Source organism: Paenarthrobacter sp. NCHU4564 (assembly GCF_052156435.1).
Lineage (GTDB): Bacteria > Actinomycetota > Actinomycetes > Actinomycetales > Micrococcaceae > Arthrobacter.
On record NZ_JBQLIS010000003.1, the window covers coordinates 179565 to 195867 of the forward strand.

Genomic DNA, 16303 nt, shown 5'->3' on the forward strand with positions numbered 1-16303 from the left:
TCACCATGTGGTTACTGTCGGGATAAGCCAGCCGCACCTCGCTCGCGATCCCTCCTTGCTTTACCCGCGACATCGTTGTCACAGAAGGAACCTCCCATGAGCCAAACAATGCCGTCAGCGACGCCCGGCACTGAATCAACAACGGGTACACCCAAGAAAGCCGCACTCGCCAGCTTCCTGGGCAGCGCCGTTGAGTACTACGACTTCTTCATCTTCGGATCCGCCGCAGCGTTGATCTTCCCGCACGTCTTCTTCCCTGACGCTGACGCCAATGCAGCCATCATGTCCTTCGCGACCTTCGGCTTCGCCTACGTCGCACGTCCGGTCGGCGCCATCATCCTGGGTCACTTCGGTGACAGGATCGGCCGGCAAAAAGTCCTCATGTTTACCCTGGTCCTCATGGGTGCGGCCACCTTCGTGATCGGCTGCCTTCCCGACTTCAAGACCATCGGTTGGTGGGCTCCGGTCCTGCTGGTCCTGGCCCGTCTCTGCCAGGGCCTTTCCGCGGCCGGCGAGCAGGCCGGCGCTTCATCCATGACGCTGGAACACGCGCCGGACAACCGCCGCTCCTTCTTCACCTCCTGGACGCTGACAGGCACCCAGGGCGGCCAAATCCTGGCAGCACTGGTCTTCATCCCGGTGGTGGCACTGCCCGACGACATCAAGTACGGCATCGGCTGGCGCATCCCGTTCTGGTTGAGCGCCGTGGTGGTCATCGTTGCCTACTTCATCCGCCGCACACTGCATGAGCCGCCCGCCTTCGCAGAAGCCAAGAAGAACAACCAGATCGCCAAACTTCCCGTGGCCGACCTCCTGAGACTGCACTGGCGGGACGTTCTCCGCGTCATCTGCTGCGCCTTCATTGCCGCAGTCAGCACGGTCTTCGGCACCCTGGCCATCAAGTACGCCCAGGATGTGGCCCACGTCAGCAGCACGATCACCCTCTGGCTGGTAGTGGTGGCCAACATCGTGGCTCTGGGCACGCAGCCCCTGTTCGGCATGCTCGCCGACAAGATCGGCCGCAAGCCAGTCTTCATCTATGGCGCACTGGCCAGTGCCATCATGACCCCGGTCTTCCTCCTGACGCTGGAATCCGGCAACGTACCGCTCATGTTCCTGGTCTCCGTGGTGTTCTTCTCCTTCGGATACGCAGCAGCCAACGCCGTATGGCCGTCCTTCTACGGTGAAATGTTCAGCACCAAGGTCCGCTTCTCCGGCCTGGCCATCGGCACCCAGCTCGGCTTCCTCATGGCAGGTTTCGCTCCGGCGATCGTCACGGCCATGGGCGGCACCAAGCCCGGCGGATGGGTCCAGATCACCATCTTCAGCGGTGTCATCTGCGTGATCGCTGCCGTCTCCGCGCTGACTGCCCGTGAATCTGCCAAGGTCCCCACGGCCCAGCTGGGACTGCACAAGTAACACCCGCTGCGCCCTTCCCGGTTCCAGGGCGCGTCCATCGGTGACGACACGCGAAAATGCCCGGCATGTTCCCCGACATGCCGGGCATTCCCGCGTTTCCCACAGGAAAAACCATCTACCGCGGGTTCAGCACCACCGGTTTGAAGGCCCCGCGCCCGGTTCCGGAATACATGAGCAGTGTGCCGTCTCCGGCAACACCCACAACGGAAGGATCACCGGTACCCGTGAACCCGTTGCCGAGGGCGGCCATGCCGGAGAACATGTTCCAGCCGGAACCAAGGTACGAGCGCTGGAGGAACCCGCCCGAACCATTGCCCGGGTACAGCCACAACCCGCCATCGGCTGCGCGGCCCAGCAGGTCTTCACGTCCGTCGCCGTTGAAGTCCCCTGCCTGAAGCACCAGGTTGAACATGTTCCAGCCGGTTCCGATCTGTTTCCGCGCCAGGAACCCGCCCGAGCCATTGCCCGGGTAGACCCACAACACACCGTCGCCGGTCTGGCCCACGATGTCCGGCTTGCCATCACCCGTGAAGTCGCCGGGAGCCAGCAACTGCGTGAAGCCCTGCCAGCCTGTGCCGATCTGTTTCCGGGGCAGGAATCGCCCCGACCCGTCGGTCGGATAGAGCCACAGCGTTCCATCGGAGGCCCGGCCCACCAGGTCCGGGCGCCGATCGCCGTCGAAATCACCTGCCGACAGAACCGCGGTGAACATGTTCCACCCGCTCCCCACTTGGACCCGCGGCAGGAAGCCGCCCGAGCCGTTGCCCGGGTAGAGCCAGAGTGCGCCGTCAGTGCCGCGGGCCAGGATGTCGGCCACGCCGTCGCCGTCGAAGTCCCCGGCTTCCCATACCTGGCGGAACGCGCTCCATCCGGTACCGATGGCGAGCCGGTCGGCAAAGCCGGACCCGTCGCCGGGGTAGACGCGCATGTCCGCGCCGCTGGCGGTCAGAACATCGGCGGTTGCATCACCGGTCAGATCCTGCCCGCCAACAATGTCACCGGCCTGGTTCCAACCGCTCCCGACGGCGGCACGCGGCAGGAAGCCCCCCTTGCCATCGCCGGGGTAGACATAGAGGGTGCCATCGCCCGTGCGGGCGAGGAGCCCGGCCTTCCCGCCGCCGAAGCTGCCTGCAGGGGTAAGGCTGGTGAAGGCATCCCATCCCTGTCCAACCTGCTGCTGCGTCAGAAAGCCTCCTGCGCCGTTGCCCGGGTAGAGCCACAGCCGGCCGTCGGTGGTCGTGGCCATCAGGTCCGCGCGGCCGTCTCCACTGAAGTCGCCAACGGCCAGCAACCTCGTAAAGCCCTGCCATCCAACACCCACCTGGCTCCGGGCCAGGAATCCGCCCTTGCCGTTGCCGGGGTAGAGCCAGAGTGCGCCGTCACTGGTCCGGGCCAGAATGTCCGGGAAACCGTCACCGTTGAAATCAGAGGTGCCGATCACGGAATTAAAGATCCCCCAGCCGGAGCCAATCTGGACCGGGTTGGCCAGCCGGTTCCCGGGCAGGCCCGCGTACAGGAGCAGGGAGCCGTCGGTTTCGCGGGAGATGACATCGGCGAGTTTGTCGCCGTCGAAATCCCCGGCCGAGAAGCGCATGCGCGCCTTCAGCTTGGGGTCGGCGTTGATGGTGACCGTGGCGGACGTGGAGCTGACAGAGTTGATGGTCACCTGTGTGCCCGTGTACGTGGTGAAGGTCGAGCCCGCCTGCCAGGCATGGTTGGAGCTGTACCAGCCACTGAATGGCCGTGTGTCCGGCATGAGAATCAGGGAGGAGGCAATGGTGGCGCCGCCACGCTGGACAATTTTTACGCCGCGGTTTCCTTCCCGGCCTGCGCCGGAAAGGTAGCTGTCGTAGCCGACCGGTTGCCGCAGTTCAAGGTAGTAGACCTCTTTGCTGACGGGGTCCGTGAACTTGATGGCCCGCTGGGCTTCCGTGCCTCCCCACGGCTTGAGGGTATAGCTCTTGACACCCGTGGCCACACCGACGTCGCGGATCTCATCTCCGCGGCCCAAGCCCGCATAGTCCCACAGGGTGGAACTGACCACCGGTGATGCGAACTGCGCCGCGCCCATGATGTCAGTGGTATCGCCGTATTCGCGGACGTAACAGGAGGGATCGGTGAACTGGCCGTTGCTGTTGACGCCCACGTCCGAGGCTCCGCTGCCGCACTGCAGCGCATCGGCGTGCATCAAGCCGATGACATGCCCGAACTCGTGGCTGATCACGTTGTTGGTGAAGTTGCTGATCTGCGGCAGCAGGACCCTGCCGCTGTAGCTGCCACTGCTGTAGCCGGCACCCAGGGCATTGCCGGACAGGGTGCTGGTGGGGATGAAGATCACCAGTGCCGTGTAGGGATTCGGAGCCCAGGTCAGTTCGCTGGTGATGGTGGACATGATGGTGCTGTAGCTGTCCGTGGACCTCGCCTTGGACTGGAAGCCGGCGACCTTGCTGGCCACGGACATGGAGAGTTTGTTGTCCGTCATGGCTTTCCAGTAATTACTGGTGGCAACAACTGCCTGCTCGGCCCCGGCCATGGAGACGGCATTCGTGTTGTCGGCCAGCTTGGCTGTCACGAGCTTCACGCGGATATTGCCGCCCGGGCCGGTTGCGGCCGCACCGTCCCGCAGGAGGGATTCGACATCGGCGGATTCGTCGGCTGGTTGCGTCGCCACCCCGGCCGGGCCCTCGAACGTATGCTCCGAATGCGGGGTTCCCTCGACGAACCTGACGTTGGGATTGTCCGGTGTTGGTGCCGGCACGGCGGTGGCCGGCGCCTGAACGAAAAACAGGCCGGTGGCGAACACCACCAAGCCTGTGGACAACGCAATGGAACGACGCAAGAAACCCATGAAATCTCCCGGGGGCGGAGGCTGTGGTTCCTGTGAGTCTCAAGAACCGACATCAGGTTACAGCGGGGTCCGCACCAGCCCGCGGAAGTCCGGGCCAACACTCGGCGCGTCTTCTGGCAGCAGCCCGCAACGCGACCAGCCCGCAATGCTTACCGGACCCTAACCACGCCGAAATACGTCGGCAACATTGCCCCTCCACACTGGAATAGCCGGCAACTGCAGGCACAAGCTCCAGTCAGGAGGAGGACACCATGTTGAAGGATGCCACAACCCGAACCACACGAATCCGAGCCGTCAGCCAGCTTCACCGCGGAGACGAAATCGAGGCCCGACTGTCCGTGGGCCCCGCCTACGATGACGTGGTGGTCCGCCGCGGACTCGTCCAGGAAACAGCGCCGGGAATCGGTGTTGTCTGGATCATGGACCGCATCTCCGGGATGAGGAAAGCCATCAACACCGACGAATGCAGTGTTTGGCGCGTCGCCTGAACTACCGTCACAGTGAGCCTGGCCCGACCCCGAACACCAGCTCAGCCGCCGGCCACGGACTGGATTATCAAGACCTCCTGGCCGCCCGCAACTTCCGTATCAAGCCCTTTCAGCCTCCGGACCTCATCGCCGTTCACGTAAATATTCACGAAACGGCGGAGCGCACCGGTTTCATCGCGCAGGCGCCGGGCCAGCACCGGGTATTCACCGGTCACGGTGTCCAGCAACTGTCCAACGGTCACAGCACCGTCGGCGGACGCAGTCAGGTAGGACTGTCCGCCGACGAGCGGCTGCAGGACGCCAGGCAGCAGGACCGTAATGTCAGCCACAACGGACCTAACCGGGTACCGGAGCGCTGGCAGTGTCCCCGGGCGTCCCGGCTGCTTTCGCAGCTGTCTCGACGACCTCTGCAGCCTCTGCCAGCACCGTCGCTTCCGCGACTGCCAGCGGCTGGTCCGTGCCCGTTGGGTTTCCAACCACGACGGCGGCCCTCACGCACAGCACGTCCGGCAGGTGCGAGGCCACTTCAGTAAAGGTCCCGCCCTCGTCGGCGCTGGCATAGACGGACCCTCCGCGGGTTCCAAAGTACACACCCACGGGTTCTGCCGTATCCACGGAGGCGGCGTCGCGGAGCACCGCGTTGTATTCGTGGTCCGGCAGGCCCGTGTGCAGTTCCGTCCAGGAATTTCCCGCGTCAGCGGTCCGGTGAACGCTGAGTTTGCTGCCCGGCGGGATGCGTTCGCCGTCTGCCTTCAGCGGGATCACCCAGGCTGTCCCTTCCCGGCGGGGGTGTGTCAGCATGACGAAGCCAAAGTCCGCCGGCAACCCCTCGGCAATTGAATTCCAATTGTCACCGTTGTCATCCGTGCGGTAGACGCCGTGGTGGTTCTGCGCGTACAAACGGCCTTCCACAGTGGCGTCGGCTGCGATTTTGTGGACGCACTGGCCGAACTCGGGGTTGGGATCCGGCATGAAGTAGGCCGAGATCCCCTTGTTGCGGGGCTCCCAGGAGGTACCGCCGTCGAGCGATCTGTAGACGCCGCCCGTGCTCATGGCGACATGCACCTTCTCGCCCGACGGGTCCACCACGATCGAGTGGGCGGCCGCGCCGCCGTAGCCGGCGCCCCACTCGCTCCGGTGCGGGTGGTCCCACAGACCGCGGTTCAGCTCGAAGTGCTCCCCGCCGTCGGTGGATTTCCACACCGAAATTGGTTCGCAACCGGCCCAAACCACACCAGGGCGGGAGTCGGCGTCGGGGTAGATCTGCCAAATTCGCTCCAGGGCGGCGTCGGTGCCGTCCGGGAAGGTGATGGCGCCGTGTTCAGGCTCGGTCCAGCTCTTGCCGAGGTCGTCGGAGTGGGCAACAGTGGGTCCCCAGTGCTCGGAACGGACACCCACCATGATTCGTGTTGTGCCGTCCCGCGTATCAATCCCGATGCTTGGTATCTCGCTCATCAGGAAGTGCGGGCCGGAGAGGGACCAATCCTTGCGGTCCGGGCTGGTTGCCAGCCACAGACCTTTCTTGGTCCCGATCGCCAAGACATAACTCTCTGCGGTATTTGGGGTTGCCATGAGTCCCATCGAACCATCGCGGGCTGGGGAGGGCAATGGGTTTGTCGGCTATGTGGATAGTCAGCGGCGAACCCAACGAGTTGAAACCATTTCCAGTGAGACGCATCACGTTATGGTGACGGCCGCCACTTCAGATCATCAGCGGAGTAACACTGAAGGTTGCCGACATCCACGTATGAATCGATTCCCGGCTTCAGCATTGCAAACTCCGGCCGCATTCGCAGAGGGGACAAGTAGTGACGAGAGCAAAGCATGTAGGCGCCGCTTTAGTAGCAGTGGTCGTAGGTTTGAGCGCATTCGAACCTGCAGTTGCATCTGCTTCTCCAGAACCCGTTCAGACAACACCGGCCGAAATCTAGGAGCTATCAGCGATCCTGCAGTCGGCCATCAATGAGCGAAACCAGCAGATGCTGGTTGGCGAAAGCCTTGACTCCACTGACCAGATGAGTCTGCAAAGATTTAGTACCAAGTCCAAAAGTAAGGTCGCAGCTGAGTACAGCGAACTCAAGGCTCGAAAGAAGAGGTTGGCAGGGTATGGCCAGGGCTACTCCGGCATTAGTACGAACTTTGAATCGGAGAAATTCCAAGTCACTGGAGACCGCGCCACCGCAGAGGTCACTGAACGAACTGAACTGACATACACAACTGGCGGACCTCCAGAAAGTTACGAGTACGAACAGGTCGTGGATTTCTCAAGATCAGGCACAGGCTGGGTCATCGATGCCATCAAACCAAAGTCTTCGGAAGGAATTCCTCCATCTACAGTTGTCAGCGCGGAGCAGCTTTCCTATTCGAAGAACCCGCCTGGCTCTAACGCCGCACTCCATATTGAGTCCGGCCAAAAGGCGGACCCAGCGAAGGCTGAGGCTGCGAACAGCCATGCGCCACAAGTCAAGCAGTCGCCTGTACCTCAGAAAAGTGGTCAGGAAATCTCGCGCGCCGCAGGTTACAACTACACGGCGATGGTAAATTACGCACGTTACTGGGCCTTCGGCCGAAACGGTGCATACAGGCAATTCGGTAACGATTGCCAAAACTTCGTCTCCCAGTCCTTAAATGCTGGAGGATGGCAGCACGTGGGAGGCTGGTATCAATACGACAGCAGCTGGTGGTACAGCTGGGCCAATCAGACTTGGTCGTGGACCGGAGCCCAGCACTTTCACAACTTCGCCGTATCGCAAGGCCGGGTTTCCTACCTTGGCTACCTCAACGACCTCGGACCCGCGGACGTGCTGCAGGTGCACTGGGAGGGCACCCCCGATGTTGATCACTCAATGATTGTCACGTATTCGCCATGGAGTGCTGGCACACGTGGCATCCGGGTCAGCTACCACACGACGGATACCCTCGACAGGAGCATCTGGAATTTGTACTCCTCATTCCCCTACGCAACGTGGTATGCGCTAAGGACCTAGGAGTAGGTTAGCAGACGTGCACAGCATGAGACCGAATGCCATCGTGGCGGCAGTTCTTGGGTTTGGGTTGGTGCTGAGCGGCTGCGACAGAACATTTGAGCCCGATATGAAAATGCGTGATGCTACAACGGAGAAAGTCATCAAGGCCGCCCGGAACGGCGACAGGCAAGAACTGCTCGACCTCGCTCTGTCGGAAATGCAGGAACGGGACGCCGCAGCAGATGCCCTGATCGTCCAAGCTGGCCGGTTGAGCTCTTCATACTCGGTGGAATACCGGGAGCATCACGGGGCTCCAGACAATTACATTGTCACCGCTACAGATGCCGAAGGAGATGCAGCCTCGTTCGAACTCGATTGGTTCGACGCGAAGTGGCAACTTGCTCTGGGGACAGCCAGTCCGGCCAGGTCTCCCGCTGCATCGCCCAGCCCCTGAATACTCGAACAATTCCCTGTCAAGCATTCAAAGATGTCGCCCGCCCGGGTCGTATCCTGGGCGGGCGATATCTCCGCCCCCCAACCCAACCGCCCGCCGCGCACAGGCAACCGTTCAGGGCTATTTGGACAGATTGCCGAATCACTGGGCCTAGAAAGTCAGGTTCGCGGCGATCCTCCCGGCCTGGGTCCGGAGTTCTTCCAAGAGCCAGTCCCGACGCGAAGTCCCTGCCGGCCCATCCAACTCGAAACGCGCCGACGGACCGCTCACCGTGAGCGCGCAGAGAACCCGCCCCTTCGGACGATTCACCGCAACCGCGAGCGCGGCTACGCCCGTTTCCACTTCGTTGAGGCTCTGCCCGAAGCCCTGGACGCGGGCCCGGCGCACCTCACTCACGACCCCCTCCATCGACGTCGCACCCGCCGGTGTCAGCGGCAAGGGCAGGCCGTCCGGATACAACTGAGCCACTTCGGCGTCATCCTTCAGGGACAGCAGGAGTTTGCCGGATGCCGTGGCATGGGCAGGCATCAACATCCCCACGCGGCTGGTCACGCGCATGATATTTCGGGATTCGACGCCGGCAACGAAGCGAATCGATGCCTTGTGCAACACGGCCAGCTGGACGGTCTCACCGGATGAGTCCCGCAAGCTCTCCATATGGGGTTGGGCCTTTTCGATGCAATGCTCAATGGCCGCGGCATCATTGGCACCCAGCATGGCTGGACCAAGCCTGTATTTCTTCCCGGTGGTGGCTCTCTGTACGTAGCCGGCCTCGGCCAACGTGGAAATGAGTCGATGCGCCGTGGACATGGCACACCCGAGTTCCCGGGCCACGTCAGTTACGCCGAGCTCTGACCTGCTTTGAAGCGTATCGAGGATCCGAAGGGCCTGCTGGACTGACTGCAAGGTGTCGCTCATAGGAGCATCATCCCAAAATTCCGCATAAAGGAATACTATTTCAAGCTATTCCTTCATGCGGAGCTTAGAGCTACATTGATCAACACCGGCCATCATCGGACGGCGAACCCATCAATGATCAGGAGTTGGTTGTGGCGCGAATCGGTGTACTTGGCGGCGGCGGAATAGCAACCAGCATCGCGTCCTATGTTTTGCAAACGGCGAGCCACCAGCTGACCTTCGTTCAGGGGCGCTCCCTCGGCTCCGGCATAGCCACAACCACACGGGCAACCAATGATGAACTCCGGGAAACCGACTTGGTGGTTGAGGCAGCCCATCCGGAGGTGGTCAAGGAATACGGGGCGCGGATCCTGGCAACCTCGGACCTCATGGTCCTGTCGTGCGGCGCCCTGGTGGACGACGACGTGCGGTTGGCCCTCGCTGAAACGGCAACAGAGCACGGGACCAGATTGATCCTGCCGCACGGAGCGCTGGTGGGTGTTGAAAGCCATCTCTCCCGGCAATGGGACTCAGCCACCATCGAATTTGTGAAGTCCCCGTCCAGCCTTGAGCCGGCACCTAAGCACGCGGAAAGGCGGATGGTCCTGTACGACGGACCCGTGCGGGGAATCGCCGCTCTGTACCCAAGGAACGTCAACGCCATGGTGACCTATGCGCTGGCAACGGTGGGACTGGATCACTGCCGTGCCCGGCTGGTCAGCGACCCGGACGCAACCGTGGGACGCCTGGAAACAAGCGCCGCAGGAGCCGACGGGTCACGTCTCCACATCATTAAGGAGCAGCCGATGAAAGGCGTCTCCGGCACGGAAATGGCCGGCTCCGTCCTCGGCAGCCTGCAACAAGCCATGGAACAGCGACCCGGCCTGGTCTTCGGTTAGTCACTATCCACTCCGCCCCGGCAACGACGCCGCGGACGCCTGACAAACAACGAGGTGAACTGTGAAGGAAATGATCTCCCACGAGGCTGCGCCGGACCACAAGCCGGAGTCCCGCCCATCACTCGTCAAACTGGCCACAGCGTCATGCGCCGGTACAGCCATCGAATACTACGATTTCCTCGCGTATGCCATCGCGGCATCCACTGTCTTCAACGTGGTCTTCTTTCCGGCCACGGACCCACTGATCGGCACACTGTTGTCTCTGGCGACGTTTGCAACAGGCTTCATCGCACGTCCCTTGGGTGGAATCGTTATCGGGCATTTCGGCGACAAGCTGGGGCGCAAGAAGATGCTGCTCCTCACGCTTATCGTCATGGGTGCCTGCACTGTTCTCATCGGCGCACTTCCTACCTACGCCCAGATCGGCATCTGGGCGCCCATAGCTTTGGTGCTCCTCCGCCTCCTTCAAGGATTCGCGGCAGGCGGCGAATTCGCGGGAGCCGCACTGATCGCGATCGAACATGCGCCTTCCGGGAAGAAAGGGTTCTACGGAAGCTGGACAATCCTTGGCGTATCCATTGGCGCACTGCTGGCGACCGGAGCCTTCGCGCTGCTTGGCGGTCTGCCGAAGGAAGAGTTCATGAGTTGGGGTTGGCGGATGCCCTTCCTCGCGAGCATCGTCATAGGCGCCATTGGGCTGCTGGTCCGGTTCGGGATTGAGGAGACACCGGCTTTCCTGAAGGCCAAAGCCGCGAAACCGGCAAAACTGCCCATCGTCCAGGTCATCCGTGACCAGCCAAAGGCGATCCTGCTGTCCACCGGAGCACTGATCGGATACTCGACGTTCGTGTACATCGTCTTCACCTTCCTCCTCAGTTACGGCACGCAGGAGCTGGGTCTGCCACGGACATTGCTGCTCAACGCTTCGATGCTTGGCCTGCTGCTGCAGGTCGTTACCGTACCTGCCTGGGCCGCTCTTTCGGACCGGATCGGCCGTAAACCGGTGATGCTGCTGGGCGGAGTGTTCCTGGTCAGTTTTGCCTTTGCGTTGTTCCCGCTGATCCGTACCGCGAATCCGGGCATCATTGTTGCGGCGATCGTGGTGGCCTACAGCGGATCCGCCGCGATCCACGCTCCCATGGCTGCCTTCTTCGCCGAGCTCTTCGGCACCGGCGTCCGCTACAGCGGAATCTCCCTGGGCTACCAGCTGGGCAACGTGCTCGGCGGAGGGCTAGCACCAGTCATTGCCACAGCGCTCTTTGCGGCCAACGGGAAAAGCACTGATCCAGTAGCCTTCTATCTGGCCGTGACGGCCGCCATCAGCATTGTGTGCCTCCTCCTCCTTCCCAATACAGGACGAAAGGAATCGTCAACCGTGGATGCATGATTTCCAAGGAGAGGGGACGGCGTGGCGCCGGGAACCAACGACCGGCCTGCCTCGATTGGACTTCAACAAATGTTGAGGTTTTAGGGTTGTAACGGCCCCGAAAATCCTGGGCCCGCAACGAAAGCACAGGTTATGCCCCTCTCCAGCGCCCCGGCCGACACAACACACCACCTTTTCCGCAGCGCCTTCCGCTCACATCCTGCCGGCGTTGCCATAGTGACCGCGGCCAGTGAAGTGGGGCCAGTGGGGCTCACCGCGTCCTCCATAGCATCGGTGTCCGCCGAGCCGCCGGCGCTTTCCTTCTCCCTGTCCGGGAGCAGGTCGGCCGAGCAGCTGATCCAGGCCGAAACAGTGGTGGTCCACATGATGGACGCCGGACAGTTGGACCTCGTGAAGACCTTCTCCAAGCCAGGTACAGAGCGCTTCACCACGGCCATGGACTGGGCCACGCTGCCCACGGGTGAGCCGCTGCTCCGGGCAGCACCGTGGGCGTTGCGTTGCCGGATCACGCACCGTGTGCCGGTGGGTACGTCCATCCTGTTGGCCGCAGAGGTACTGGAGATCCTGGGCCAGCCCGGCACAGCCGACCCGCTGGTCTATCACGACCGGTGGTTCCACCGGCTCACGGACGCGTCCCGCATCGGCTAGAAACGCCCGACGGCGGATGGTCGCCTGGGTGACCATCCGCCGTCGTGGTTCAACGGATGGCGCTTCCCGTGTGTTCGGACAGCGAGGCAAGCAACGCGTCCTGAAAGCGATGATCGTGGACCGACGGGTGCGGTTCAAGGGTTTTCCGGTGGTACCAGTACTGGCCGGTTCCGTGCGTTTCCGGCCCTGAGCCGGCTGCAAGCCAGGCTTGCGTGAGGTGTCCCAGCCGGAGATCGTCGGGGGCGCCTGCTCCTCCCATGCGGGTGGGCATCCATCCCGGATCCACAGCATCGGAACGGCCACGTGGTGACGCGGCTGGCGCACGTGACGGATGAGGAGTGCGGGGCTTGGTTTCCTGTCGCGTATGCCCGGTCCGGATTCCGGGCAAAATCTGTGGAGTTGAAGAATCTTCCCTAGGGTGCAGAGCATGCTAAGTATGCTTAGCATTTCGGCCATCGGTCGAATACTGCTGGTTTTGCCCATCCTGAGGAGAAATTCATGGCGGAAAAGAAGAACAGCATCGACATTCCAGGCGTGCCGGGAAGCGAACCGGCCAGCCTGGAAGAACCCACGACACCCAGGGAACCCTTGCCGCCCAAGCAGGATCAGCGCGGACCCGAGGCGGTTTCCCCGACCGGTACGCCCACGGGAGCCCCCGCCACCTCCCGCGCCCAGTCAGGCCAGTACCTGACAACAGCCCAGGGTCTCCGCCTTCGCGACACCGACCACTCGCTGAAGGCAGGTGCGCGCGGTCCCATTCTGTTGCAGGACCACCATTTGCGGGAAAAGATCACCCACTTCGACCACGAGCGCATCCCGGAGCGTGTGGTGCATGCCCGCGGCGCGGGAGCCCACGGAGTTTTCCGCTCCTACGGGACGGCCGCCAACATCACCCGGGCAGGGTTCCTGGCCAAGGATGTCGAAACTCCCGTCTTCGTCCGATTCTCCACCGTCCTCGGCTCCCGCGGTTCAGCGGATACGGTCCGTGATACCCGCGGCTTTTCGACGAAGTTCTACACGGACGAGGGAACCTATGACCTGGTAGGCAACAACATTCCCGTCTTCTTCATCCAGGACGGCATCAAGTTCCCCGATGTCGTGCATGCCGCCAAGCCGCATCCGGACCGCGAAATTCCGCAGGCGCAGAGTGCCCACGACACCTTCTGGGACTTCGTCTCCCTGCACACCGAGGCGCAGGCGCACACCATGTGGAACATGTCTGACCGTGGAATCCCGCGCTCATACCGGACCATGGAAGGCTTCGGCGTCCACACCTTCCGGTTCATCAACGACGAGGGCCGCACCACTTTGGTGAAGTTCCACTGGAAGCCAAAGCAAGGCGTCCACTCGCTGGTGTGGGAAGAAGCGCAGATCATCAACGGCATGGACCCCGACTTCCACCGCCGCGACCTGGCCGACGCCATCGAGGCCGGTGCCTATCCGGAATGGGAGCTGGGGGTCCAGACGTTCCCGGACACCGAGGACCAGATGTTCGAAGGGATCGATTTGCTGGATCCCACCAAGTTCGTGCCGGAGGAACTGGCGCCGGTCCAGCCCATCGGCGTCATGACCCTCAACGCCAATCCCACCAATTACTTCGCCGAAACCGAGCAGGTGGCATTCCACCCCGGCCACCTTGTCCCCGGGATCGACGTCACCAATGACCCACTGCTGCAGGTACGCCTCTTTTCCTACCTGGACACCCAGATCTCACGCCTGGGCGGGCCGAACTTTGGACAGATTCCGATTAACCGGCCGCAGACTCCGGTCAACGACATGCTGCGCGACGGCATGCACCAGCAGGCAGACCACAGTGGCGTTGCGCCGTACCGCCCCAACTCCCTCGACGGCGGCTGCCCGTTCCACGCCGGCCAGGACATGGGAGCGTTCATCGATGTCCCGGAGGAACTCGCCGCGTCCCTCAAGGAACGCCGGAACCCTGCCTCCTTCGACGACCACTACAGCCAGGTCAGGCTGTTTTTCCGCAGCCTCAGCCCGATCGAGCAGGACCACGTGATCCAGGCTTACACGTTTGAGCTCGGCAAGTGCTACGAGAAGTCGATCCGCGAACGCCAGCTTGCAGCTCTGGCCAACGTGGACGCTGGATTGTGCGCCGCGGTAGCCAAGGGCCTCGGCCTCCCGGCGCCGTCTGCAACCGTCGAAGTGCCGGAGGTCGAACCCAGCCCAGCGCTGTCGCAGGTCGGGAAGACCTGGCCCGTCGCCGGCCGCATTGTCGGAATTCTGGCCGACCAGGACAGCGACCTTTCTGCGGTGGCCGCGGCACGAAAAGCCCTGGACGCAGAGGGCATCGTCCCGCTGGTCATCGCCCCGGAAGGCGGCTTCCTGGGATCAGAGGACGACGGCGGGATCCCCGTTCAGCGTACTTACCTCACCGCCCGCTCAACCGAGTTCGACGCCGTCATCGTGGCCACGGCCGCCACGCCGGCTGCCGATGCCGAGCCCGGGTTGGACGCCAAGGCCGGCACTCCCGCCGGCACCTTGGATCCGCGGGCTGGATTGCTCCTTGGTGAGGCATTCCGGCACTCAAAGGCCATTGCCTCCCTGGACAGCGCCGCATCGGCCGTGACGGCTGCAGGTATCCCGCAGGATGCACCTGGCGTTGTTGCCGGAAAGGACGCAGACGCCGTGGTGGCAGAGTTGACGGGCCTGCTGGCTGCCCACCGGGCGTGGGAGCGCTTCCCGGCAGCATCGGCCTGACGGCCACCGGCAGCGCACCAGGGGTAGTTCGACGGGGGCTCCCATCGGTCCAACCGGCGAGCATCAACCAGCAGCTTCCATAGCTTGCGGGAGGATGTTGCCGGCGGCCGGTGGGGGTTGCGCCGGATCCATTTGCGTAACCCCTCGACATCGTTAATAAGGTTCCTTATTATTAAGTCTTGATCGGTTTCACCTTGTAAACAGGCTGGGCAACCGGGAATGTGCCGGGGCAGCCAGTCGTCTTGAATCCTGGGCCTCACGCCTTCCGGGCACCCGAGGTCCTCTACGTATCACATTCCTTCGCGGCCTGATGGCGCGCGCCCCCAAACAGCTTCGCGGATGCCACGCAGGGCCCTTGGGATAAACCAAGGAAGAGAGCGAAACAGTGAAGGCAGTAGTTTACAAAGGACCAAACGATGTCAGCGTCGAAGAAATCCCCGATGCCAAGATCGAACACCCGGCCGATGTATTGGTGAGGATCACCTCGGCCAATATCTGCGGCTCGGACCTGCACATGTACGAGGGCAGGACGAGCTTTGAACCGGGACGCTCCTTCGGACACGAGAACCTGGGGGAGGTGGTTGAGGTTGGCCCCGCGGTCAGCAAAGTCAAAGTGGGTGAACGGGTGGTCCTGCCCTTCAACATCGCCTGCGGATTCTGTAAGAACTGCGAACGCGGCTTCACGAACTACTGCCTGACCATGCAGCCCGAGCCAAAGCTTGCCGGCGCTGCCTACGGTTTCGCGGATATGGGTCCCTACCAGGGTGGACAGGCTGAGTACCTCAGGGTTCCCTACGGCGACTTCAACTGCCTGCGGCTGGGGGAGGACGCCGAGGAGAAGGAACTCGACTACGTCATGCTCGCAGACATCTTCCCCACAGGCTGGCACGCAACCGAAATGGCAGGCGTCTACCCGGGCGACTCCGTGGTCATTTACGGCGGCGGACCGGTGGGACTCATGGCCGCCTACTCCGCCATCATGAAAGGTGCAGGCAAGGTCATGGTGGTGGACCGCCAGAAAGACAGGCTGAAGCTGGCCGAACAGATCGGCGCCATTCCCGTCAATGACGCCGAAGTTGATCCTGTGGAGTTCGTCAAGGACCAGACCATGGGATTCGGCGCGGACCGGGGATGCGAATGCGTGGGCTACCAGGCCCACGATCCCGAAGGCAACGAACACCCAAACCAAACCCTGAACCGGCTCGTAGACTCAGTCCGCTTTGTGGGCGGCCTGGGTGTGGTGGGTGTCTTCCTGCCGCAGGATCCGGGTTCCCCCGACGAACTCGAGAAGCAAGGCCAGGTTGCCTTCGACTACGGAAACTACTGGTTCAAGGGTCAGACCATGGGCTCGGGCCAGTGTCCCGTCAAGAAGTACAACCGCGCACTGCGGGACCTCGTAGCCGGCGGAAAGGCCAGCCCGTCCTTCATCGTCAGCCACGAGTTGAGCCTTGACGAGGCTCCAGAGGGCTACCGGAACTTCGACAGCCGGGAAGACGGCTGGACGAAGGTTGTCCTCCACCCAGCCGGAGTCTGAGGGACTCTTCAGATGTCTGAACAAGCAATGTCCAGAACGGGGTAC

The 16303-nt window shown here is 62.5% G+C and carries 14 protein-coding genes; 9 read left to right on the plus strand and 5 right to left on the minus strand.

The features are described 5' to 3' along the window. Positions 1–96: 96 nt before the first annotated feature. Complete coding sequence (locus ACSVIE_RS04850) at positions 97–1419, plus strand: MFS transporter (protein ID WP_442423180.1); 1323 nt, start codon at positions 97–99, stop codon at positions 1417–1419. A gap of 115 nt (positions 1420–1534) precedes the next feature. Here ACSVIE_RS04850 and ACSVIE_RS04855 read toward each other — a convergent pair whose 3' ends face one another. Then, positions 1535–4267: an FG-GAP-like repeat-containing protein gene (locus ACSVIE_RS04855; RefSeq protein WP_442423181.1), complete on the minus strand. Its 2733-nt coding sequence runs from the start codon at positions 4265–4267 to the stop codon at positions 1535–1537. Positions 4268–4518: 251 nt separating this feature from the next. On the opposite strand from ACSVIE_RS04855, the gene ACSVIE_RS04860 reads away from it, so the two are divergent. Further along, the gene (locus ACSVIE_RS04860; RefSeq protein ID WP_426004858.1) at positions 4519–4755 is read left to right on the plus strand and encodes a hypothetical protein; all 237 of its coding nucleotides are present in this window, start codon (positions 4519–4521) and stop codon (positions 4753–4755) included. 41 nt (positions 4756–4796) lie between these two features. On the opposite strand, the gene ACSVIE_RS04865 is transcribed toward ACSVIE_RS04860, so the two are convergent. After that, on the minus strand, positions 4797–5084 hold the full coding sequence (locus ACSVIE_RS04865) for a MoaD/ThiS family protein (RefSeq protein ID WP_387439476.1): 288 nt from the start codon (positions 5082–5084) through the stop codon (positions 4797–4799). Positions 5085–5091: 7 nt separating this feature from the next. Further along, entirely contained in the window at positions 5092–6336 is a 1245-nt protein-coding gene (locus tag ACSVIE_RS04870) for a WD40/YVTN/BNR-like repeat-containing protein (RefSeq protein WP_442423182.1), read from the minus strand. Positions 6337–6734: 398 nt separating this feature from the next. On the opposite strand from ACSVIE_RS04870, the gene ACSVIE_RS04875 reads away from it, so the two are divergent. Together ACSVIE_RS04875 and ACSVIE_RS04880 are read left to right on the plus strand one after the other, a co-directional pair. Continuing rightward, positions 6735–7742, plus strand: coding sequence for an amidase domain-containing protein (locus ACSVIE_RS04875; protein ID WP_442423183.1), 1008 nt, complete (start codon positions 6735–6737; stop codon positions 7740–7742). 112 nt (positions 7743–7854) lie between these two features. Beyond that, positions 7855–8175 (plus strand): hypothetical protein, encoded by a 321-nt coding sequence (locus ACSVIE_RS04880; protein WP_442423184.1) that lies wholly within the window; start codon positions 7855–7857, stop codon positions 8173–8175. A gap of 150 nt (positions 8176–8325) precedes the next feature. Here the strand turns inward: ACSVIE_RS04880 and ACSVIE_RS04885 are convergent, their stop codons facing one another. Further along, positions 8326–9093: an IclR family transcriptional regulator gene (locus ACSVIE_RS04885; RefSeq protein ID WP_442423185.1), complete on the minus strand. Its 768-nt coding sequence runs from the start codon at positions 9091–9093 to the stop codon at positions 8326–8328. Between the two features lie 131 nt (positions 9094–9224). Here ACSVIE_RS04885 and ACSVIE_RS04890 point away from each other — a divergent pair, with 131 nt between their 5' ends. From ACSVIE_RS04890 to ACSVIE_RS04900, 3 genes are all read left to right on the plus strand, one after another. Continuing rightward, entirely contained in the window at positions 9225–9971 is a 747-nt protein-coding gene (locus ACSVIE_RS04890; protein ID WP_442423186.1) for an aspartate dehydrogenase domain-containing protein, read from the plus strand. Between the two features lie 70 nt (positions 9972–10041). Beyond that, positions 10042–11358, plus strand: a complete 1317-nt coding sequence (locus ACSVIE_RS04895) for an MFS transporter (protein ID WP_442423244.1) — start codon at positions 10042–10044, stop codon at positions 11356–11358. A gap of 132 nt (positions 11359–11490) precedes the next feature. Further along, positions 11491–12006, plus strand: coding sequence for a flavin reductase family protein (locus tag ACSVIE_RS04900; RefSeq protein ID WP_442423187.1), 516 nt, complete (start codon positions 11491–11493; stop codon positions 12004–12006). Between the two features lie 49 nt (positions 12007–12055). On the opposite strand, the gene ACSVIE_RS04905 is transcribed toward ACSVIE_RS04900, so the two are convergent. Further along, entirely contained in the window at positions 12056–12277 is a 222-nt protein-coding gene (locus tag ACSVIE_RS04905) for a hypothetical protein (protein ID WP_426004885.1), read from the minus strand. Positions 12278–12504: 227 nt separating this feature from the next. On the opposite strand from ACSVIE_RS04905, the gene ACSVIE_RS04910 reads away from it, so the two are divergent. Next, positions 12505–14724: a catalase gene (locus ACSVIE_RS04910; protein WP_442423188.1), complete on the plus strand. Its 2220-nt coding sequence runs from the start codon at positions 12505–12507 to the stop codon at positions 14722–14724. A 385-nt stretch (positions 14725–15109) separates the two neighbouring features. After that, complete coding sequence (locus tag ACSVIE_RS04915; protein ID WP_442423189.1) at positions 15110–16258, plus strand: glutathione-independent formaldehyde dehydrogenase; 1149 nt, start codon at positions 15110–15112, stop codon at positions 16256–16258. Positions 16259–16303 lie beyond the last annotated feature (45 nt).